We start from the raw sequence: 21,190 nt of genomic DNA on the forward strand, positions 1-21,190 counted from the left end.
AATGAAGAACGAATGTCTTTATGAAAAATCCATCCATTTTCAATACCCTTTCATTCAGAATATAGATAAGTATTACTTTGACCATTTATAGACCATTTTTATTTCTTAAAATCACATCATAACTCAAGATATTATCTTCAAATATTAACTACTTTTCGTTCTTTCATGTAAAATACCAATTTCCAAACTTAACCCCTTCAAACATCAACAATGGTAAAATATCCTATATAACCATATTTTATTATGGCAGTAAACTTTGTTTATTAGGAGGGAGCAAAATGGCAATAAAAATGAAAAAAGCTTACTCAACAATTAAAAATGATGAAGTATCAGCTAAATACGTTGAAGAGTACAAAGAATTAAAAAAAGGATTAGAATGCCATATCTGCAGCATATCCGTGTCTCATAAAATCGGCCACCCTAGGGTTGGAAGATGGGTCCCAGCTCATTTTACGAGAAAACCAGGGAAAGATCATAAAGAAGGATGTAGATATAATACGGTTGGACAAGTTACTACAATCGCCAAGGATTCCGATGATAAAATTTTAGAGAGTGTTAAGAGCAATAAATTTACGTTTAGATTAACAATGATTCATGAGCCATTAAAAGAATTAGGTGGACAAAATGCAAATTCTACAAACAATAATAGGACTACAACACCTAGGAAAGATCGAAAATACATATCTAAAGGGAGGTTAAACTCTTACTTAACAACAATGAAAAAGATTCTTGAATTGAGAAAGGCTGTAGAAAATGATGAATCAAATGAGTTAGAGTCTATAGTTGAAATTCAAATGCACGGAAAAAAAGTAAAATGGTCTAACTTCTATTATGATCAAACAAAATATCTAGATGCTTATAATTATTTACAAACTCTCAAGGATAAAAGACACCCTATTTGCATTGAAGGAGTAGTAAGAGATATAAGACCTCTTAAACAAGGGGATCGTTATGCTGTAAATTTTCAGTTTGGTAAGAAGGATAAGGATATAGAATATATTCCTGCTGTTTCTATCTTTATTAATAAGGATGTTATCTCATCTGAAATTTTCGAACCTGGTCAACATATTGTTGTATGTGCATTATGTACAACAAATGAAGGTGAACAGAAAGACGACAACGGAAAAGTTATAAATAAATACTCCAATATTCGCGCGTCATTGTATCATGAAAATCAGTTGGTTATATTTAAAGACAACGAAGAACTTTGATAAAATTAAAAATCAGCCAGCATGTAGGTTAATGAACATTTAAGCACTCTATTTTCCAGCTGCTCTGCCCAATAAAAAAGCTTACTGAATCGCATACTTAGTAAGCTTTTTTGAATTTGGATAAGTTCGCTTTGATTTACATCAATACCTTTAAAAACAAAAATCATTTTTATTTAATCTATACCCCCTATGTAATTTGTACATAATAAAAAACACTCCATATGGAATGCTATTTACTTAATTATTTTTCGAATTTTTTTACCTTATCAGGATACAGTTGTTTAGCTAATATTTCCCCTACATCTGTTTCACATTCTTTTATCTCTGTATAGCCATTTGTGTAAATTGTAGATGAATAATTTATAAACATTTCTAACAAACGAATATCATTACCACTTTTAAAATTTTTTATACTTCCCGATATCAGATGCTCGTATCTTTTCATTGTTTGTATAAACTTTTCTAATACTACTTGCTCTTCCACAGAAAAATATACATTAATTATTTCGTAAGCTTTTGATAAGTTTAAAAAACTTTCTTCCAGTAATTTAGCTTTTTCTGTTGTTAATTGTATAAAATTATCTCTTGAATCTTCTGTCACATATCCTAAAGTATAATCTTGCTTAGGAGGTTGATGATTGGGATCTTTCTCTTTTAAATTTAAAGTTTTAATTAATTCAAATCTACCTTTTTCAGAACAAAAATACTCAATATTTTTTACTGCTGTTGTTGATTTCACTCGAAAGTCATTAAGTGCTTCTATTTTCGTTTTTATAAAAAATTCAGCATACCAACGATCCTGTTGTTTTTTGTTATTAAAATACATAACTACAAAAGCTGTAATACTAGATAAAAATGCAACCACAATCGATGCTTCCCCCGGTGTAATATTAGTCAAATAAATCTCTCCTTCCTTAATCACTTATATTAATCATTTTATGTTATTAATCAAGTTAATTCTATAATATTAAGATATATAACATATACCCTCATATCCATTCCTTCTTTTTATACAATAAAGAAAATACACTTCATTTAAAACTGACTACAACTATTTTAATAAAAAGAGCAAACATGCATCGGTTGTCCTTTCGTCAATTTCTTATGTTATTACCTCCTTTTAAAAATAAAAAAGCCTGCTATAAGCACGCTTTGATTTGTTGTAAAATCCATATTTTGTTTGAAAATAAAACCGAGAGACATTGTCTCTCTTAATTAAGAACTATATCTTGCGGGGTTTTTCCGTCTCTCTTTAAAACCCCATACATCGCGTGCAATATCTTTACAACCAACAGCTATCTGGTCATCTGCCCATACCAAATCACCAAACTGGAATATTGCCTGCATTCTTATATCATTTTGATACAAAAACACATCCCCGTCTTTATATAATCCATTTTCATACCCCATCAAAACTTCGTAAAGCTTCATTCAGATCACCCTTTACTTTGTATTTGACACATAAGGCATTGTGAGTTTTAATCCTATTAGTATTCTCTTATGTTTTTAAATCACCTTCTTTCTAAAGCAACAAGTTCAATTAATAAAACATATCCTCACTATATGGTGTTATAATTTATTCATATGATTTTAAGGAGTGGTTTTTTATTATGAACGTTTTAGATGAAAAAAAACTATTACCACTTTTGGTAATAGGATTTTTTTCTATCCTATTTTTATTTATTTATCTTGATAAGGCACTAATCTTATTAGCAATACTTCTTTTTCTTTGTTTGGATTTTATGCTATCTAAACTAGTAAAAGTAAGACTTGAGATCAGAATGGTTTTTTATCTATTGCTATTATTTATAGTACTTGAACAAACTGCTGGTCTAGATGAATCACATTATGAATTGAAATCCTTATTAAATAATATACAAAAAATAGGATTGTTAGCTGCGTTACTTATTACAGTTGTGAAAAATAGACTTCCTGGCGTTAAAGAAGTTAGGATTTTCACTGTATTAGCAGTATGTTTCATTACGATTAATTTTATCTCTACCATGACAACGTATCATGATCTAAAAATATTCATTAGCACTACTTTAGATTATTGTAAGTATTTCACTTTAGTATTTATTGTCCTATACTCACGATTCGATGATGAGGATATGTTAAAATTACTAAAATTATATTCACCTATAATTATAATCGGCTTTATATTTGCGTTACTTCAATTCATGGGTATAGAACGATTTTTTGACATGTTTAGAGGTATATATAACATCCAAATCCGAAGCGGCATCTATAGATCAATTGGTTTTTTCCCATATCCTATAGAATTCGCTAACTATTCATGCGTTCTTTTTTGCTTATACTATTATTTAAACAAGTATAAATTTCAAAATAAATTTTTATTCTTTATATCTGTAATTCTAGTTTTAAATATTCTTCTTACTGGTACGAGGATAACATTACTTGCTTTAATTGCGACTCTTATATTAAATAGCTTCAAATCCATTAAGCAAGCTATTAAGATTTCATTCTTCTTATTAATACTTGTATTAATTATGAATAGCTTTTTCAATCTAAAAGAAGTAATTAGCGATACTAAAATGGAATACAGTTCATCAACTTTATCGCCGCGAGAATATTACATTACAAAAGGTTTTGATGTATTTGCTGATTATCCTTTATTCGGAATAGGTTTCAATACATATGGAACTCGTTATTATCGCGACATTACTGGTGACATGATTTTTAACAAATACGAAGTTCATGCATTTGATTGGTTCAAGCTCTCTACAACTGATACATTTGTAGCACAAATACTACCTGAGTTTGGTTTGATCGGTGTAACCCTTATAATATTAAGTTGTATTTTTGTATATCGAAGGTATAGATATCTCAACAAAGTTGATATGAGCAATAGGGCTTACATGTATATAATAATTTCATGTCTTATCTTGTCTTTAAATTCCTCACAAGTTCTCTTTAATCCACATGTAGGTTCTCTATTTTGGATTAGTATTGGTATGATTTTAAGTAACTATATAAGCCTTAAATTATTAGAAAAAAATAATTTATCCAAAACGAAAACTGCATCAATTTGATAAGAGAAAAACCATCTATACAATTTGGAGATGGTTTTTTCTCTGCTTATGGTCACCATACCATTTCCCCAGAATGATATAGTGACCCCTATATGTCTTTATCTTGTGATTAGCCAATTTATACCTAAACTGTTTGCAGGCAGTTGTCCTCCAACTGCCTCAATATAGATGTCAAAACCATCAACTGTCTTGTTGTTAATTGCGTAAGCAATAGGGATAGTTGAACCATCAACAGGGATTTGTATATGATAATTTGTATCTCGTTCTTGAAGAAAGAAGTTAATAGTCCTAAATTTAACACCAGTGGCCATAGTAGCACGACCTGATAAGTTATTGGAAGGCTGAGTAGCGTTAACTCCCGAAATACCTCGAACTTGAAGTCTGTCCAGATTAAAATCAGTCCCTGTAGAGTCTTTGAAACCGCGCATCTTCCTATTTGGGTCAACTATCTTCATCCAGTTAACATTAGAACTAACTGACTTTCCTAGTCCGGGATATGCAAATCCCGTAAATGTTGTCCCGATTTGTAAGAATACATTCGCATCCGCAATAGAAACGAGAGGATTGTATTTAATTTCTTCAAATGTCAGATAACCATCTTTTTGTTTTATATCTATATCCGTCGGTGTTGTACTGAATGAACAACCAATAAATGCTGTATTGTTCTTAATACTATGAGAGGTCTTAAAACTTGTTTCACTATTATTTTCAAAATGACTACCTACGAAAGTAGCATTCTGATAGCCTGTCTCAGGTACGAATCCATTCTTACCAAACTGGAATGCGCAGTTTAGGAACGTTAAGTCTTGCCCCATATTACCACCACTAGTCTCTGTCTGGAAACATATAGCCTTACCGCCTTGGGTAGTATCAGGAGAACTCCATTCTGGTTCGAATCGACAAGTATCGTAACTCATATTACCAATGAAATCTTCTTGATAAAAAGCGCCTTCACCACAGTATTCAATAATCACGTTGCGGAAGGAACCTTGCTGCATTGTCATTTTAGCTGTATTTGCATTATATTCTGGTGAGATATGAATACCCCAACTAGAACAATATCGTATTTGAATATCCTCAAATAATGGGCAATCTAGACCCCAATATGGGTGAATTTGTAACCCTACAATATCCTTAATAGTATCATTACCTTTATGCCCTTCTACTGTGAACCCTTTATAACGCGTTCTGAAGTACCATGACGGTGCAGATCGTCTCCATGATAAGATTGCACCAGATTTACCATCTAGCTTACGGATAATTGTAGACCTTGAACCATCGCCTTTAATATTAATATTTTGAGGGATGTAAATTGTATCCACCATATAGATACCTTTTGGGAATATGACCTCATTCCCAGTAGCAGAACTATTTACAGTATAAGTATTGTACGCATAATCAATTGCTGCTTGTACTGCTACAGTATCATCGGTGATTCCGTCACCTTTCGCCCCAAAATCTTTAACATTAATACCTCGTTCACTTAAGCTTTTAGATAAACTTCTTTGTTGTGTACCAAGAAGTGATAAATCTCCAATTTTATTTTGTTCTGCACCGATCCTTTCTTTTAACGTGTTATACGCTATCCCTTTTTCATCCACACGAGCTTGCTTTGTCTCTGGATCAATAGACCCTTTTATAACAATTTGATTCAATTGTTCTTGTACACTTTCGGAAATCAATTTAGTTTGTTCAGAAAATGCTTTTGCATCATGCGCTTCTTGATATGCTGCGCTGTTCAATAAATCTAATTGTATTTGTTCTAGTTGCCAAATCAATTCTTCTAATTGAGAAATGTAAGTTTTCGAAGGGATTCTATTAGTCAATGCATCTGGCAACGAAACGATAAAAAAGTCTTGAGTTGTAGCTTTTACAGTCGAATTCTTCTCCACAGTGAAATATGCTTGTTTAGATTTCCCCACAGATGCAAATGTTTGTGTTGGGAATGTGTATTCGAAATGGCCTTTAGCTGCATCTATCATAGTGATTCCGTTCTTGTCTCTTACAGAAGTATTATCAGGCTGATAATTCCATTGAAAACAGGAATCTAGTTAAAATTGATACAACAAATACTATACCTCCTACCTCTAAAGAAACTACTAATGACTTAAAGAAAGCTGCTAGGGACTTAACTGGTGAATTATCAGGTGAATACGATGTGAGGCGAGTTATAGAAGGTGTTGATCCTGACACCGAAAAAAAACTTTCCTGGTTGGAACGTACTGGAGCTGGTGTCATGGTTTTTGCAGGTCTTACACCAGTTGGAAAAGGGATTAAATTACTTAAAGGCGGAAAAAAGGTTTTTACTGCTACAAAAAATTTACTTCGATCAGACGATTATTTACGTTCTATTAAGAATGCAATGGGAATTAAAAAATCATATATTAACGAATCAGGAAATCTAGTTCCAGCTAATAAAGAAGGCATGTACAAAGGTAGACAAGTTACAGTTACTGAACATATATTAGGAGGATATAGGAAAGGTGCAAAAAATAATAGTCCCTATACAAGTTTTTCTCCTAATAACGGTGCAACAGTAAAGTATGAAGATAACTCAATTGAACTAGACTTTAATGCATTACGAACAGCAATCCGTAATGGAGATGTAAAAGATGTAGCAATCTTAAAACCAAAACAAATCGAACGTTTAATTGAGCAGGATAGACTAACAGCACCTCATTGGAAAAAACTCGCTCTAAAGTGGACAAAAAGAGATAATGAGTATTTGATAAAAGGCGAGATACCAAAAGACTATTTCAGAATTCATGAATAAGAGGGTGCAAATATGAAATTATACTTTAAAGATAATGAAATAGGTGAAATCAGAGACATTTTTGTAGAAACACCATGGATGTATGGAACAATACATTTAAATGATAATAGTAAACCCTATCAAGAATATTTTCGTGAAATGGTAGACGAAGACAGTATTTTTGACTTTGAAAGTATTGATCCTGAATTTCTAGACGATGAAAATTGGTCCGTTTTCGATGAGAACGAAGGGAAATATTTAGGAATCGACATTCCAGCAATCCACATTGAAGATACAACGATTGCATGGCGATGGAGATAAAAATCACACAAAGAAGAACACCTGATTAATATTTAAACTAACGTTTACGCTAGCTTTCTCCTTTGTTTCGAATCAAATATCATGGAAAAGGAATAATTGATGGCATATGATTTAGAACTTGAAATAAAAGAGGTACTTGAGAAAATAGACTTTGTAGAAAAATATAAAGCCTTATCAGAAAAATTTTCCGATAGAACCAATACATTTGAAAACTATGAAAATGAAAAAGCTATTGAAGTATTCGAGTCTCTTGACTATAAAGCTCGTTACAATAAAAAAGAAGACTTTTTTATTGTAGGAGAAGTAAAAAACAAAGATGTCTACGCCTTTAGATTCAACATCAGCTTAAAATATGGTGTTGCTGAATTGATTTGGGAAGCATGTCATAATGGTGAAGTTAGAGCTGGAGACCCTTGGGACATATTTATAAGATTGTTATCAAATGGCACGGAAAAAGTACCCGTGCTATATTTCCACAGTTACGATGAACTCAAAGAAATCATGAAAATTGCCTTTGAAATGTACGAAGATTTTAAACGAGAATTAATTCCTATTTATTCATAATGTAAAAAGCTACCGAAGACAACTAAAACAGTTACTTCGAGTAGCTTTTATTTATATATATTAAAGTTATTTATTTTCCTCTTTTTGAACATATACATAAGCATCTTTCTGCTCTTTATGTACATCGACCTTCGAATTCTCTGCAAGTTGACCCGCGTTTAGCAAAGAAAAAATAATCAACGCTTCTAGTGACATTTCGTTTTACCACTCCTTTCTAATTGTTATACGTTTATCATACCGCTTACATGTGATTTCCGTATGAACTCGAAAAGGAGATTAAAACAAAAAAAGCTTTGAGGAATTTCCTCAAAGCTTTTTATTTATTAGTAACGAATTAAGAAATATTTCTTCTTACCGCGGCGAATGATTGTGAATTTACCTTCGATGCGGTCGTTTTCTGTTACAACATAGTCTAATGCTTGTGTACGCTCACCGTTTACGTAGATTGCGCCGTTCGTTACATCTTCACGTGCTTGACGTTTTGATGGAGAGATTTTGCTTTCTACAAGTAAGTCGATTAATACTGTATCTTCTGCAGTACGTTCTACAGATGGTACGTCTTTGAATCCTTGTTCGATTTCGCTTGCAGTCAGTTCTGCTACAGAACCGCTGAATAGTGCAGCTGAAATTTTAATTGCTTGCTCTAATGCTTCTTCACCGTGAACAAGTTTTGTCATTTCAGAACCTAACGCTTTTTGTGCTGCACGTTTTTCTGGCGCTTCAGCTACTTGCTTTTCAAGCTCAAGAATTTCTTCATGAGATAAGAATGTGAAGTATTTTAAGTATTTAACAACGTCGCGGTCATCTGTGTTAATCCAGAATTGGTAGAACTCGTAAGGAGTTGTTTTCTCTGGGTCTAACCAGATTGCGCCGCCTTCTGTTTTACCAAACTTCGTACCGTCAGATTTTGTAACAAGTGGAATTGTTAAACCGAATGCTTTCGCATCTTCTTCTGATTTACGGATTAATTCAAGACCAGCTGTAATGTTACCCCATTGGTCACTACCACCGATTTGTAGGCGGCAATTATGGTGTTGGTATAAGTTTAAGAAGTCGTATGCTTGTAAGATCATGTAACTAAACTCAGTGAATGAAATACCCGTCTCTAAACGAGATGCTACTGTATCTTTTGCTAACATATAGTTTAAACCGAAGTTTTTACCGATATCGCGTAAGAATGAAATGACATCTAAGTTACCAAGCCAATCATAGTTATTAGCCATTGTTGCTGGGTTTTCCACGTTTTCGAACTCTAAGAAGTTTGAAAGTTGGTTTTTAATGCTTTCTGTGTAGTAAGCAACTGTATCTTTCGTATTTAATGTACGCTCTGCTTTTTTACCACTTGGGTCACCGATCATACCAGTACCACCGCCAACAAGTGCGATTGGTTGATGACCAGCTAATTGGAAACGACGTAACATTAATACTGGTAACATATGACCGATGTGTAAGCTATCCGCTGTCGGGTCGAAACCACAGTATAATTTAACGCTTTCTTTTTCTAATAATTGCTCAAGGCCCTCAGCATCTGTTTGCTGATTAATTAGACCGCGAAATTCAAGATCTTGTAAAATACCCATATCCTACATACTCTCCTTTAAGTTCATTACTGGCGTGAAGGTTGAAAACATAAAAAAATCGCCCCTTCAAATAAGGGACGATTTTGATTATCGCGTTACCACCCTAGTTGCAGGCAAAAAAAGCCTACCACCTTATTTACATAACGGCTTAGCACCGTCTTTTCCCTTTTGAATACAATTCAATCGAAAAAAGATGCTCTAGGGGCGTAATTCGCGATCATCTATGTGCTGATTTCCACCGACCATCAGCTCTCTAAAACAGGGAAATGATCACTACTTCTCCCTTTCCACGCTCAATTATTCATATACTTTTCTTTATACCATCATTTATATAGGCGTGTCAAATAAGGGCCGGATTTCTCTTCTTGTCAATCCTTTACAACGTCAAAAAGAGTAATTTATTAGACATAAAAAAGCCTCCCTCATCTATTCTTTCATAAATGTATACAGACGAGGAAGGCACTTCGTTCAAATATTATTTTAGTTTTTTTATAATCTTCGCAGGATTTCCGCCAACTACTACATTGTCCGGCACATCTTTCGTTACGACAGCACCAGATGCAATCACCGCATTGTCTCCAATTGTTACACCTGGATTAATAATTGCTCTTCCGCCAATCCATACGTTATCGCCAATTGTAACTGGTTTTCCGTATTCTGATCCGCTTATACGCTCAATTGGATCGAGTGGGTGCGTTGCTGTATAAATGTGAACACCTGGAGCTAACATACAGTTCACTCCGATTGTTACCGGGCATACGTCTAAAATCGTACAGTCAAAGTTCGCGTAAAAATTTTCGCCGACATGAATGTTATAGCCGTAATCACATCTAAAAGAAGATTCAAGATGAATATTATCTCCTGTCGTTCCGAATAATTCTTTTACGATTTCGCTACGCTCTTTCAATTGCTCTTCTGGCGTATCATTTAATTTTCTCGTTAATATACGTGCTTGCTCTCTTTCTTGTACTAAAACTGGATCAGCCGGTATGTACATTTCTCCTAGTATCATCTTTTCTTTTCTGTTTTCATCATACTATCCCCTTCAACTTATATATATAAGTTCATGATATCATAAAAAAGAAAGGCCTGAACATTTTTCGTTCAGACCTTTCTCTCTTAATCTTCCATCGTTGATAAGTCACCTGTTGGTAAGTTTAACTCCCACGCTTTTAATACGCGGCGCATAATTTTACCACTTCTCGTTTTCGGTAATTTATCTCTAAATTCAATTTGTCTTGGCGCTGCATGAGCTGCTAGGCCTTTTTTTACAAATTGACGAATTTCTTCTTTTAATTCATCAGATGGTTCGTATCCTGCTCGAAGTGCGATAAACGCTTTAATAATTTCGCCACGCACCGGATCAGGAATACCAATTACACCAGCTTCTGCAACAGCAGCATGCTCGATTAGTTTACTTTCTACTTCAAACGGTCCAACGCGCTCACCTGACGTCATAATTACATCGTCAATACGTCCTTGGAACCAGAAGTATCCGTCTTCATCCATATAAGCTGAATCACCTGATACATACCAATCTCCCGGCATAAAGTATGACTCATATTTTTGCTGGTTATTCCAGATTCCACGCATCATAGCTGGCCAACCTTTACCAATTGCTAAGTTACCCATTGTGTATGGAGGCACTTCATTTCCTTCATTATCAACAATCGCTGCTTTCACACCTGGAATTGGTTTACCCATTGAACCTGGACGGATTTCCATACACGGATAGTTACAAATAACTTGTCCACCTGTTTCTGTCATCCACCACGTATCATGAATACGAAGTCCAAATGCATTCATACCCCAGCGAATTACTTCTGGATTTAACGGTTCACCAACGCTTAACACGTGGCGCACTTGTGATAAATCATATTTTTTAATTGCGTCTTGTCCAGCTCCCATTAACATACGGAACGCTGTCGGTGCACTATACCAAACTGTTACACCGTAATCTTGCAGTGCTTCATACCATGCATCTGGACTAAATCGTCCACCTAAAATAACATTTGATGCTCCGACTAACCACGGTGCAAAAATGCCGTAAGCAGTTCCCGTTACCCAGCCCGGGTCAGCAGTACACCAATATACGTCATCTTCTTTTAAATCTAATACCCATTTCGCCGTTTGATAGTGCTGAACCATTGCATTTTGCGCATGGAGAACACCTTTTGGCTTACCAGTAGAACCAGACGTATAGTGAAGAATTAAACCGTCTTCGCGGCCTAACCATTCGATATGTAATTCTTTTGAAGCTTGTTCAAATAAAGGATTGAACGCTACTGTTTTACCGCCTTCTTCTACATTATCTCCAACAAGAAAGACTGTTTTTAAAGCTGGTAAATCATTTAATGGTATACGCTCTAACAATTCAGGAGTTGTAATTAACACCTTTGCTTCGCTATCTTCTAAACGATCACGAACTGCGCCTTCCATAAATGCTTCAAATAGCGGTCCAACAATTGCTCCTAATTTCACTGCACCTAAAAGCGCGAAATATAATTCTGGAGAACGTGGCATAAAAATAAAAACGCGATCGCCTTTTTCAACATCGCCATAATTTTTTAGGACGTTTCCTGCTTTATTAGAAAAATCCTTCATTTCCTTAAATGTATATTTCTCTTTTCGCGATCCATCTTGATAATAAAGGGCTACTTTATTTTTTCGATCAGATTTCGCATGCTTATCAATTGCTTCATACGCCATATTTACTCGGCCTGTCTCATTCCAAGTAAAATTTTTATTAACCTCTTCCCAGTTAAAATTCGCGTATGCCTCTTCATAATTCGGCAAATTATTTTCTCCTTTAATGACAGGAAGCGTTTCTACTTTCATACTTTACATCCCCCTCCTATGTATTCTATTATCTATTATAAAGACATTATTTAAAATTTTCAGTATATTTGTTGATTTTTAGACAAATTTTTAATGACAAAATTCGATTCACATCGCATATATTATAAAGTACGATATTAATAGATTCACAAACCCTCAAGGTGGTGAGCAATACATTGATTCATAAAAAAATATATAATGCTAGAAACTTGAAAACAGCGAAAGGCACTTTAATTATTGAAGGTCCTGTCTCTACCCATAATCTTGAAATGTATGAATTCCATCCAGATTTAATTGCGTTTCGTCCTGCCGAGCAGCAATATAAAGCAATTGTCGAAATTTCTAAATTACCAGAAGCTCGACTCATTATTGCTAGACATGACCAAATGATTGTTGGATATGTTACATATTTATATCCTGATCCACTTGAACGATGGTCAGAAGGAAAAATGGAAAACTTAATTGAGCTTGGGGCAATTGAAGTAGTCCCAGCCTTCCGAGGGTCCTCTGTCGGAAAGAACTTATTAGAAGTGTCTATGATGGACGATTATATGGAAGATTACATTATATTGACGACTGAATATTATTGGCACTGGGATTTGAAACAAACAGGATTGAATGTGTGGGAATACCGAAAAGTAATGGAAAAGATGATGAATGCCGGTGGGTTACAATGGATGGCTACAGACGATCCTGAAATTTGTTCACATCCCGCCAACTGTTTAATGGTCCGCATCGGTAAACGGGTTGATACGGATTCTATTCAAGCATTTGACCGTCTACGTTTTCACAATCGTTTTATGTATTAATAAAGGGGGCAACTGGAATGATTGTAGAAGAAATTATGAATCAAAATGTAGTTACGCTACATCCAAACGATACAATCGAAACAGCAATCCGAACGATTCGCACGAAAGGAATTCGGCACATTCCAATTGTCGATCAAAATAATCACGTCGTAGGCATTATTTCTGATCGGGATGTAAGAGATGCAAGTCCGTCTATTCTAGATGAACAAGTTTCACTCGATATGCTGAAGCAACCACTTGAACTTATTATGAAACATCCTGTTATGACTTGCCACCCTCTCGATTTCGTTGAGGAAATTGCTACTTTATTTTTTGAAAATAAAATTGGCTGCCTTCCTGTTACAAAGGCTGGTAAGTTAGTTGGTATCATCTCAGAATCTACAGTACTGCACACGTTAGTAAAATTAACAGGAGCACATCAACCAAGTTCACAAATTGAAATTCAAGTAAAAAATGAACCTGGTATTCTTGGAAAAGTCGTTGCTATTTTTAGTGATTTACAAATAAATATCGTGAGCGTTCTCGTCTATCCAGCAAAAGATGAGAATGATAAAGTACTCGTTTTCCGCATTCAAACGATGAATCCGCTAAAAGTGATTGATGCACTTGAAGCAGAAGGCTACCGCGTATTATGGCCAAACATCATGGGGATGCAAGCATGAGTAGCGCGTTTATTTATTCGGATGACTTTCGGGGCTATTCATTTAGCCCTGATCATCCTTTTAACCAACTGCGCGTCACACTTACGTATGATTTATTACAAAAGGGCGGTTTCATCTCTCCTTCCCAAATCATCTCACCACGGATGGCTACAGATGAAGAGATTGCTTACGTTCATACAGAGGAGTACATACATGCGGTAAAACGTGCTGGAGAAGGAAAGTTAGAAAAATCAATTGCGATGACATATGGACTTGGAACAGAAGACACACCGATGTTCTCAAATATGCACGAAGCAAGCGCATTGCTCGTTGGTGGTACGTTAACAGCTGTCGATGCTGTTCTTTCTGGAAAAGTAAAACACGCGCTTAACTTAGGAGGCGGCTTACATCATGGCTTCCGTGGTAAAGCATCTGGCTTTTGTATTTATAACGATAGCTCCATCGCAATGAAATATATTCAGAAGAAATACGGTTTACGTGTTTTATATATTGATACAGACGCTCATCACGGTGATGGCGTACAGTGGTCGTTTTATGATGACCCTAGCGTATGCACCATTTCATTACACGAAACCGGACGTTATTTATTCCCTGGAACTGGCGCTGTAAATGAACGTGGACAAGGTAATGGCTATAGTTATTCTTTTAACGTTCCACTCGATGCTTTTACAGAAGATGAATCGTTTCTAGAATCATATCGAACTGTCGTAAAAGAAGTTGCCGCATACTTTAAACCGGATATTATTTTAACGCAAAACGGTGCAGATGCGCATTATTACGATCCACTTACACACCTTTGTGCAACGATGAATATTTACCGTGAAATACCGAAGCTCGCTCGCGAAATCGCTAATGAATATTGCAACGGTCGCTGGATCGCTGTCGGCGGCGGTGGCTATGACCACTGGCGCGTCGTCCCAAGAGCGTGGGCACTCATTTGGCTCGAAATGAACAACATCCAAAACATCTCAGGTTATCTTCCTCCAGAATGGATTGACGCTTGGAAAGGACAAGCAGAAACAGAACTTCCCCTCACATGGGAAGATCCAGACAACATGTATAAACCTATCCCCCGTAAACCAGAAATTGAAGAAAAGAATGCATTAACTGTAGCGAAATCCCTTGAAATTATTCGGAATAATATGACAAAATCTTTGTACTAAACGAAAAGGAGGCTCGTTTTTTAATAGCCTCCTTTTATTTATTTTCGATTTCTGTCAGTAAGTCGATATATTTTAATAATCGCTGATATATTTCGAGTTGCGCCGATATATTCTGATAATCGCTGATATATTTCGAGTTGCGCCGATATATTCTAATAATCGCTGATATATTTTCATTTCATAACAGTCTGGCCCAACTTTTATGAGAAAAGGTCGTGATATTATGTGGAAACGACAAATGCTCCGCACGAAACGTGGTACATTTGAACTCTTTACAAAAGGGAATGGTGAACCGCTTTGTGTTACACACCATTATTCACAATTTAATGAAACTGGTGATTACTTCGCGGATGTTTTTACTGCTATGCATCGTGTATTTCTCATTAATTTACGAGATGCCGGTAGCTCTGTAACCGCCCAGTCAGAAAACGAATTAAGCATGATTGAAACAATCCACGACTTAGAAGCAATACGAGAAGCATTACAACTTCCAACATGGCATTTCGCCGGTCATTCAACAGGTGGTATGCTTGGAATTTTGTATGCGATTACATATCCGAATTCCTTACAATCATTAGTCGTAACCGGAGCTGCAGCAAGTGATTATACGAAAACATCAAACTGTATTTACCATTCCTACCATCCACAATTTCATTATATGCAAGAACTAATCAAGAACTTGAAAAACCCTCATCTTACAAATGAAGAGCGAAAGGAACTATCTACTAAGAGAACAAAATTATCATTGTATAAACCAGAAAACTATAACTTTTATTTTTGTAGACCGATCAAAAAAACAATGTCCACCAGCCGGATGAACGCTTTCGCTCATGAATATTCTTCATTTGATTTAAGAGAGTCTTTACCTTCTATTAAAACAAAGACACTTATTATGTGCGGACGACACGATGTGCAGTGCCCAATTCAATATTCTATCGAGATGCATGAGGGTATACGTAATTCTATCTTTATTCCATTTGAGGACAGTAACCATTATCCTTTTTTAGAAGAGGCTACCCACTTTATTTCTATCACACAAGAATTTTACAAAACGTTATAACAGGGAAAATCCAGTTTTGAGTTCAGTTACTATTAAAAAAATCTAAATAAATAACATATGAATTCACAGACTAATGTACTAATAAAAGCTCAAAGTCTCTATATGACTTTGAGCTTTATTTTTTAGAAGAAAAACTTCATACTATAATAAAATAAAAGATAAAAAGAAAAAAGGACTAAACCTAAATCAATAAATACTGACTTTTTATCTCCTTCTTTTACGCTGATCGTAATACCAAACATACTTCTAACCATCCAAAAAGCCACCAAAAATAATCCACCTAAATGGTCATTTGTATAATCTTTATCATAAAACATTTGTATTGCACCAATGATTAATAAAATAAGTATGATATTAGTCCCAATCTTTAAAGCCTTGTTTGATTTAATATTCTTTCGTACATCCCCCAAAACCTAACACTTCCTCTCAAACCATCCTGCGTTTTATTTCTCTTTATATTTTAACACGAATTACCTAATATTCCCTTTCAAATTCAAATCATAAGTGTAATACACTATTACGCATATAAAAAACCTGTCAACACTTCGACAGGTTTACTACACATTAAAACGATAACCAGCTCCCCATACCGTTTCAATATATTGCGGGTGGGCAGGATCTCTTTCAATTTTTTCACGTAACTTTCTAATGTGAACGACAACAGTAGCTAAATCGCCAGCAGAATCTAATCCCCAAATACGTTCAAATAACTGTTCTTTATTTAATACTTGGTTTGGATGCGTTACAAAGAATGTTAATAAATCAAATTCCTTCGTTGTAAACGCGATTTCTTCATTGTTTATAAAAACTTTCCTCGCTCGTTGATCGATAGAGATTCCATGAATATATAACGTATCACGTTGCTTACTTACATTTCCTGATAATCTTTCATAACGAGAAATATGTGCCTTTACCCTTGCGACTAATTCACTTGGGCTAAACGGTTTCGTTATATAATCATCCGCTCCTAATCCGAGTCCGCGAATTTTATCTATATCTTCTTTTTTAGCTGAAACAAGTAAAATCGGAATATCTTTTATAGCACGTATTTGTTTACAAATTTCGAATCCATTCATTTTCGGAAGCATAATATCTAAAATAATTAAATCATAGTCTTCTTGCAGAGCCATTTGTAAGCCTATTTCTCCAGAATGCTCTACATCAACTTGAAAATCACTAATTTCTAAATAATCTCGCTGTAATTCTGCAATACTTACTTCATCTTCTATTAGTAAGATTCTTTTCAATTTACTCACCACATTTCTCTACTTTTTCCAATGAGAAGGAAATGCTTGTGCCTTCTCTAGGCTCGCTTTCCGCCCAAATTTCTCCGCCATGTTCTTCCACAATTTGCTTCGCAATCGCTAAACCAAGTCCACTTCCACCTGTGCTAGAGTTTCGAGATTGCTCTGCACGATAAAACCGTTCAAAAATATAAGGAAGTGTATCAGATTCTATACCTGATCCATTGTCCATCACTTTCACAATAACTTTATCGTTATCACTCGATACTGTTACAGCAATTTTTTGCTCTTCTTTATCCATGTATTTCACACTATTATGAATTAAATTTGATATCACTCTATTTATCTTTTCGCAATCAGCCGTTACATATAGTGGTGATGGATGTAATTGTAAGTACACTTCTATACCTTCTTCACTTAAATCCATCTGCATCTCTTCTATTAATTCCTGCATAAACATATTTAATTCAACTGTTTCAAACTGGAATGGGACTCGATTTAAATCGAGCTTCGAAAATAAAAATAGTTCATCAATGAGTGTATCCATATGTTTTGCTTTCGTATGAATCGTTGTTAAATACTTATCCATTTTCTTCGGGGTATTTGCTACCCCGTCCTTTATTCCTTCCACATATCCGATAATAGATGTAATCGGTGTTTTCAAATCATGGGAGATGTTTGAAATGAGCTCTTTTCGATTTTCTTCATACTGCGTTTGTACTTCAATCGACTCTTTTAACTTCTTCCTCATTTCCTCAAACCCTTGATTCAATTGACCTATTTCATCATGCGATGTAACTGGAATTTGAAATTCTAAATTCCCTTCTTTAATTCTCTCCGTCGCATCTTTCAATACAAAGATTGGTTTTATCACACTTTTTGAGACGAAATAACTTACTAACCCAATGAGCAAAATGGCTAACAATAAAAGTGCTACGAACAAAATCGGAAATAATTTTTGTGTAAGATCTACAAACGAACTTTGCTTTTTTAGTACAAATATACTCCCTTCTTCATTATTTTGAAAAGAAAAATCAAATTTTACATATCGATAAAATGTATCGCCTAGTTCCGTTGTACCACGACTATTAATATTTGCTGCTTCAAATTTCGGAAGGGCTTCTGTTACGGTTGAACTTTCAAAACCCTTTGTAGCATAAGAAATGGTTTCTCCCTTTCTTACAACTATTTTCACACCTTCTTTTTCAAGTGATGCAACGAACGATTCATCTAATAGTTGATATTGATGTTGCTTTGCCGCTCCTTTCAATTCAAGATACGCATTCTCTTCTTCTGGAGTCAGCGGCTTTTGAATATAAGAACTTTTATAAAAATTTTTCACTGCTTCCAAGTCACCTGTTATGGAAAATACAATTAAAAATCCCGCAACTAAAATAAGCGTAATGGAGACGAGAATAACAGCAATATAAGAAAATAAAAACCTTGTTTTAATAGACATCATTTACAGCCTCACTTTATCACTCTATTTGTGGACAGTAAGACTTCCACCTCAAAATTCAGTTGAAACAAAAAGTTAGGTGCAAGTCGGGCTACCCGTAAACGCCCGATTGATTCAAACTTCATATTCATAAGCATAAAAATATATGTTCAATTACTCAAGCGATTTTATAGTAATTTTAGCGTCAGTTTATAAAAATTTAATGTTCTTATTTTACAGTTGAAATTAGGAGGTTGAAATTCCATGTTCAAAAAAACATTAAGCATGATATGTTGTGTAATTTTTTTACAAGGATGCTCGCAAGAACAAGAAGTAAAAAAGGAGATGACAAACATGGAGACTGCACTACTAGCAGCTACTGAAAAAAACGAAACGAACACTGTTATATCTTTATTAAAACAAGGAGCAAATATAGATGCAACGGATAGTCAAGGACGCACCCCGCTTATGATTGCCACATACAAAAATGATATAAAGACCGCGAAAGCTCTTATCGATGCTGGCGCCGATGTAAATATCCAAGATAATATAAAAAACAATCCATTTCTATACGCCGGTGCGGAAGGTTACTTAGACATTTTAAAACTAACAATTGATGCTGGTGCGGATCCAGCACTTACGAATCGTTACGGTGGAACAGTTCTTATCCCAGCCTCAGAACATGGCTATATTACTGTTATAAAAGAACTCCTCACGCGAACAAATATCGATGTAAACCATGTCAATAATCTCGGATGGACAGCTTTAATGGAAGCTATCGTACTAAGTGACGGCGATGAAACACAACAACAAGTCATTCGCCTACTCATTGAACACGGCGCAGATGTAAACATTCCCGATAATGATGGTGTCACCCCACTAGAGCATGCTCGTGCTCATAATTTTGAAGAGATAGAGAAGATTCTAGTAGAAGGACGTAAGTAAAAAGCTAACTTTTGCCTTCCTCCCCCGCCCTATGCTACATTTAACCCGTTACATCAATATTGATAGGGTGGGAATACAAATGAATAAACCTAAAATTGGGATGATTGGACTTGGAAGTATTGCACAAAAGGCATATCTTCCAACACTTACAAAAGAATTAGATTGGCACTTTGTTGGGGCGTTTACACCTAACGCGGAAAAAAGAAAACAAATTTGTCAGCAATATCGGATTCAAGACTTTCATTCTATTGAAACGTTAGCTTCAGAATGTGATGCAGTTTTCGTTCATAGTTCCACTGCTACACATTATGAAATCGTTTCTACACTTCTTGAAAAAGGAATCGATGTTTATGTAGATAAGCCGTTAGCAGCTACAGTAGAACAAGCTGAAAAACTAGTCGAATTGAGCGAAAAGTACAATCGAAAGTTAATGGTCGGATTTAACCGCCGCTTCGTTCCTATGTACGTTGCTGCAAAAGAACAAGCTAATACTATTTCATGGATTCGAATTGAAAAACACCGTACAAATAAAGTTGGGCCAAATACGTACGACTTTACTATGTTAGATGATTACTTACATATTGTAGATACTGCTCGCTGGTTAGCTAATGATGACCTTAACGTCGTTCATAATATGATGCAAATAAATGAAAAAAATGAACTTCTTTACGGCCATCATACATATACAACAACAAACGGACTATTACTTTCAACAGCGATGCACCGCCATGCTGGTACAAATTTAGAACAAATTGAACTTGTAACAGCAGGAAAAATCATTCGCGTAAAAAATATGAATACATTTGAAATTGAAGAGGAAAATTCCGTTTCACAAAGCGGTTCTTCCTCATGGGAAACGACGTTAAAGCAGCGTGGTTTTGAAGATGCTGTTCATCATTTTATTGAATGTGTACACGGAGATACGAAGCCTGTTGTAGATGGATTGGAAGGATTAAAAACGCAACAAATGCTACAAACTCTACTTGACGATGTAAATAAAAATTAAAACGGATACATTTTTCAGAATTTACTTTCATTCCCATTTCCCCTTTATTTCTCTCGTAAATTTCTATAGAATATGTTGATAGGAATTATAAATTTCATATTGAATCGTGGAAAGGATGGGATTAACACATGTGGAACGAGTTTAAAAAGTTCGCTTTCAAAGGAAATGTCGTTGATTTAGCTGTCGGGGTTGTAATCGGTGCTGCATTCGGTAAAATCGTTAGTTCTTTAGTAAAAGATATTATTACACCATTACTTGGTATGGTATTAGGTGGCGTTAACTTTACAGATTTACAATTTGGATATGGTAAATCAGCTGTTATGTATGGTAACTTCATCCAAACTATTTTTGACTTCTTAATCATTGCAGCTTCTATCTTTATGTTTATTAAAGTTTTCAACACTCTAACATCTAAAAAAGAAGAAGAAAAAGAGGAAGAAATTCCAGAACCAACAAAAGAAGAAGTTCTTCTTAGCGAAATTCGCGACTTATTAAAACAACAAAACTCTTCTAAAGATAGAGCATAATTGAACGGATAAAAAGG

Annotated in this window: 22 protein-coding genes and 1 other annotated feature; of the genes, 12 read left to right on the plus strand and 10 right to left on the minus strand. The window is 35.0% G+C overall.

Going from position 1 to position 21,190, the window contains the following annotated elements; translation table 11 throughout:
• Positions 1–278 precede the first annotated feature (278 nt).
• Positions 279–1,211: a hypothetical protein gene (locus JDS98_RS10070; RefSeq protein WP_199633859.1), complete on the plus strand. Its 933-nt coding sequence runs from the start codon at positions 279–281 to the stop codon at positions 1,209–1,211.
• Positions 1,212–1,452: 241 nt separating this feature from the next.
• Here JDS98_RS10070 and JDS98_RS10075 read toward each other — a convergent pair whose 3' ends face one another.
• A complete protein-coding gene (locus tag JDS98_RS10075; protein WP_199633860.1) occupies positions 1,453–2,109 on the minus strand; it encodes a hypothetical protein in 657 nt (218 codons plus the stop codon).
• Between the two features lie 317 nt (positions 2,110–2,426).
• On the minus strand, positions 2,427–2,642 hold the full coding sequence (locus JDS98_RS10080) for a hypothetical protein (RefSeq protein WP_098106089.1): 216 nt from the start codon (positions 2,640–2,642) through the stop codon (positions 2,427–2,429).
• Positions 2,643–2,821: 179 nt separating this feature from the next.
• On the opposite strand from JDS98_RS10080, the gene JDS98_RS10085 reads away from it, so the two are divergent.
• On the plus strand, positions 2,822–4,264 hold the full coding sequence (locus JDS98_RS10085; protein ID WP_199633861.1) for an O-antigen ligase family protein: 1,443 nt from the start codon (positions 2,822–2,824) through the stop codon (positions 4,262–4,264).
• 98 nt (positions 4,265–4,362) lie between these two features.
• Here the strand turns inward: JDS98_RS10085 and JDS98_RS10090 are convergent, their stop codons facing one another.
• Positions 4,363–6,246: a glycosyl hydrolase family 28-related protein gene (locus tag JDS98_RS10090; protein ID WP_199633862.1), complete on the minus strand. Its 1,884-nt coding sequence runs from the start codon at positions 6,244–6,246 to the stop codon at positions 4,363–4,365.
• Between the two features lie 176 nt (positions 6,247–6,422).
• Between JDS98_RS10090 and JDS98_RS10095 the strand changes: the two genes are divergently transcribed.
• The 3 genes from JDS98_RS10095 (at position 6,423) to JDS98_RS10105 (ending at position 7,901) form a co-directional block, all read left to right on the plus strand.
• Positions 6,423–7,037 carry a pre-toxin TG domain-containing protein gene (locus JDS98_RS10095; RefSeq protein WP_374191397.1) on the plus strand — a complete coding sequence of 205 codons (615 nt, stop codon included), beginning with the start codon at positions 6,423–6,425 and terminating at the stop codon, positions 7,035–7,037.
• Positions 7,038–7,049: 12 nt separating this feature from the next.
• Positions 7,050–7,337, plus strand: coding sequence for a hypothetical protein (locus JDS98_RS10100; RefSeq protein WP_098106094.1), 288 nt, complete (start codon positions 7,050–7,052; stop codon positions 7,335–7,337).
• 99 nt (positions 7,338–7,436) lie between these two features.
• Positions 7,437–7,901 carry a hypothetical protein gene (locus JDS98_RS10105; protein ID WP_199633863.1) on the plus strand — a complete coding sequence of 155 codons (465 nt, stop codon included), beginning with the start codon at positions 7,437–7,439 and terminating at the stop codon, positions 7,899–7,901.
• 66 nt (positions 7,902–7,967) lie between these two features.
• On the opposite strand, the gene JDS98_RS10110 is transcribed toward JDS98_RS10105, so the two are convergent.
• The 4 genes from JDS98_RS10110 to acsA form a co-directional block, all read right to left on the minus strand.
• Positions 7,968–8,096, minus strand: a complete 129-nt coding sequence (locus tag JDS98_RS10110; protein WP_000050944.1) for a hypothetical protein — start codon at positions 8,094–8,096, stop codon at positions 7,968–7,970.
• Positions 8,097–8,224: 128 nt separating this feature from the next.
• Positions 8,225–9,481, minus strand: a complete 1,257-nt coding sequence (gene tyrS, locus JDS98_RS10115) for a tyrosine--tRNA ligase (protein ID WP_199633864.1) — start codon at positions 9,479–9,481, stop codon at positions 8,225–8,227.
• Between the two features lie 70 nt (positions 9,482–9,551).
• Positions 9,552–9,780 (minus strand) — a binding site (T-box leader).
• Between the two features lie 176 nt (positions 9,781–9,956).
• Positions 9,957–10,478, minus strand: a complete 522-nt coding sequence (locus JDS98_RS10120) for a sugar O-acetyltransferase (RefSeq protein WP_374191398.1) — start codon at positions 10,476–10,478, stop codon at positions 9,957–9,959.
• Positions 10,479–10,600: 122 nt separating this feature from the next.
• A complete protein-coding gene (gene acsA / locus JDS98_RS10125; protein WP_000862062.1) occupies positions 10,601–12,319 on the minus strand; it encodes an acetate--CoA ligase in 1,719 nt (572 codons plus the stop codon).
• 176 nt (positions 12,320–12,495) lie between these two features.
• On the opposite strand from acsA, the gene acuA reads away from it, so the two are divergent.
• The 4 genes from acuA to JDS98_RS10145 all read left to right on the plus strand — a co-directional run bounded on the left by acuA (position 12,496) and on the right by JDS98_RS10145 (position 16,013).
• Positions 12,496–13,128 (plus strand): acetoin utilization protein acetyltransferase AcuA, encoded by a 633-nt coding sequence (gene acuA / locus JDS98_RS10130; protein WP_098711742.1) that lies wholly within the window; start codon positions 12,496–12,498, stop codon positions 13,126–13,128.
• Positions 13,129–13,145: 17 nt separating this feature from the next.
• Positions 13,146–13,790 (plus strand): acetoin utilization AcuB family protein, encoded by a 645-nt coding sequence (locus tag JDS98_RS10135; protein WP_002123078.1) that lies wholly within the window; start codon positions 13,146–13,148, stop codon positions 13,788–13,790.
• Positions 13,787–14,953 carry an acetoin utilization protein AcuC gene (gene acuC, locus JDS98_RS10140; protein WP_000092816.1) on the plus strand — a complete coding sequence of 389 codons (1,167 nt, stop codon included), beginning with the start codon at positions 13,787–13,789 and terminating at the stop codon, positions 14,951–14,953. The genes JDS98_RS10135 and acuC overlap by 4 nt, the downstream gene beginning before the upstream one ends.
• Before the next feature lie 202 nt (positions 14,954–15,155).
• The gene (locus JDS98_RS10145) at positions 15,156–16,013 is read left to right on the plus strand and encodes an alpha/beta fold hydrolase (protein WP_199633866.1); all 858 of its coding nucleotides are present in this window, start codon (positions 15,156–15,158) and stop codon (positions 16,011–16,013) included.
• A gap of 122 nt (positions 16,014–16,135) precedes the next feature.
• Here the strand turns inward: JDS98_RS10145 and JDS98_RS10150 are convergent, their stop codons facing one another.
• The 3 genes from JDS98_RS10150 to JDS98_RS10160 form a co-directional block, all read right to left on the minus strand.
• The gene (locus JDS98_RS10150) at positions 16,136–16,423 is read right to left on the minus strand and encodes a hypothetical protein (RefSeq protein ID WP_000503083.1); all 288 of its coding nucleotides are present in this window, start codon (positions 16,421–16,423) and stop codon (positions 16,136–16,138) included.
• 147 nt (positions 16,424–16,570) lie between these two features.
• Positions 16,571–17,260, minus strand: a complete 690-nt coding sequence (locus JDS98_RS10155; RefSeq protein ID WP_002039721.1) for a response regulator transcription factor — start codon at positions 17,258–17,260, stop codon at positions 16,571–16,573.
• 1 nt (position 17,261) lies between these two features.
• Positions 17,262–18,716 (minus strand): sensor histidine kinase, encoded by a 1,455-nt coding sequence (locus tag JDS98_RS10160; protein ID WP_199633894.1) that lies wholly within the window; start codon positions 18,714–18,716, stop codon positions 17,262–17,264.
• A gap of 243 nt (positions 18,717–18,959) precedes the next feature.
• Here JDS98_RS10160 and JDS98_RS10165 point away from each other — a divergent pair, with 243 nt between their 5' ends.
• From JDS98_RS10165 to mscL, 3 genes are all read left to right on the plus strand, one after another.
• Complete coding sequence (locus tag JDS98_RS10165) at positions 18,960–19,640, plus strand: ankyrin repeat domain-containing protein (protein ID WP_087970544.1); 681 nt, start codon at positions 18,960–18,962, stop codon at positions 19,638–19,640.
• A 79-nt stretch (positions 19,641–19,719) separates the two neighbouring features.
• Complete coding sequence (locus tag JDS98_RS10170) at positions 19,720–20,646, plus strand: Gfo/Idh/MocA family protein (protein WP_199633867.1); 927 nt, start codon at positions 19,720–19,722, stop codon at positions 20,644–20,646.
• Positions 20,647–20,774: 128 nt separating this feature from the next.
• Positions 20,775–21,173, plus strand: a complete 399-nt coding sequence (gene mscL, locus JDS98_RS10175; protein WP_000267017.1) for a large conductance mechanosensitive channel protein MscL — start codon at positions 20,775–20,777, stop codon at positions 21,171–21,173.
• Positions 21,174–21,190: the final 17 nt, after the last annotated feature.

It is taken from the genome of Bacillus cereus group sp. N11, from assembly GCF_016483605.1.
Classification (GTDB): Bacteria; Bacillota; Bacilli; order Bacillales; family Bacillaceae_G; genus Bacillus_A; species Bacillus_A toyonensis.

What these genes read in the sequence shown, in the direction of transcription:
- JDS98_RS10070 (WP_199633859.1), top strand. Translation starts at nt 279, where the DNA reads ATGGCAATAAAAATGAAAAAAGCTTACTCAACAATTAAAAATGATGAA.
- JDS98_RS10080 (WP_098106089.1), bottom strand. Translation starts at nt 2,642, where the DNA reads ATGAAGCTTTACGAAGTTTTGATGGGGTATGAAAATGGATTATATAAA.
- JDS98_RS10085 (WP_199633861.1), top strand. Translation starts at nt 2,822, where the DNA reads ATGAACGTTTTAGATGAAAAAAAACTATTACCACTTTTGGTAATAGGA.
- JDS98_RS10090 (WP_199633862.1), bottom strand. Translation starts at nt 6,246, where the DNA reads ATGATAGATGCAGCTAAAGGCCATTTCGAATACACATTCCCAACACAA.
- JDS98_RS10100 (WP_098106094.1), top strand. Translation starts at nt 7,050, where the DNA reads ATGAAATTATACTTTAAAGATAATGAAATAGGTGAAATCAGAGACATT.
- JDS98_RS10105 (WP_199633863.1), top strand. Translation starts at nt 7,437, where the DNA reads ATGGCATATGATTTAGAACTTGAAATAAAAGAGGTACTTGAGAAAATA.
- JDS98_RS10110 (WP_000050944.1), bottom strand. Translation starts at nt 8,096, where the DNA reads ATGTCACTAGAAGCGTTGATTATTTTTTCTTTGCTAAACGCGGGTCAA.
- tyrS (WP_199633864.1), bottom strand. Translation starts at nt 9,481, where the DNA reads ATGGGTATTTTACAAGATCTTGAATTTCGCGGTCTAATTAATCAGCAA.
- JDS98_RS10120 (WP_374191398.1), bottom strand. Translation starts at nt 10,478, where the DNA reads ATGTACATACCGGCTGATCCAGTTTTAGTACAAGAAAGAGAGCAAGCA.
- acsA (WP_000862062.1), bottom strand. Translation starts at nt 12,319, where the DNA reads ATGAAAGTAGAAACGCTTCCTGTCATTAAAGGAGAAAATAATTTGCCG.
- JDS98_RS10135 (WP_002123078.1), top strand. Translation starts at nt 13,146, where the DNA reads ATGATTGTAGAAGAAATTATGAATCAAAATGTAGTTACGCTACATCCA.
- acuC (WP_000092816.1), top strand. Translation starts at nt 13,787, where the DNA reads ATGAGTAGCGCGTTTATTTATTCGGATGACTTTCGGGGCTATTCATTT.
- JDS98_RS10145 (WP_199633866.1), top strand. Translation starts at nt 15,156, where the DNA reads ATGAGAAAAGGTCGTGATATTATGTGGAAACGACAAATGCTCCGCACG.
- JDS98_RS10160 (WP_199633894.1), bottom strand. Translation starts at nt 18,716, where the DNA reads ATGTCTATTAAAACAAGGTTTTTATTTTCTTATATTGCTGTTATTCTC.
- JDS98_RS10165 (WP_087970544.1), top strand. Translation starts at nt 18,960, where the DNA reads ATGTTCAAAAAAACATTAAGCATGATATGTTGTGTAATTTTTTTACAA.
- JDS98_RS10170 (WP_199633867.1), top strand. Translation starts at nt 19,720, where the DNA reads ATGAATAAACCTAAAATTGGGATGATTGGACTTGGAAGTATTGCACAA.
- mscL (WP_000267017.1), top strand. Translation starts at nt 20,775, where the DNA reads ATGTGGAACGAGTTTAAAAAGTTCGCTTTCAAAGGAAATGTCGTTGAT.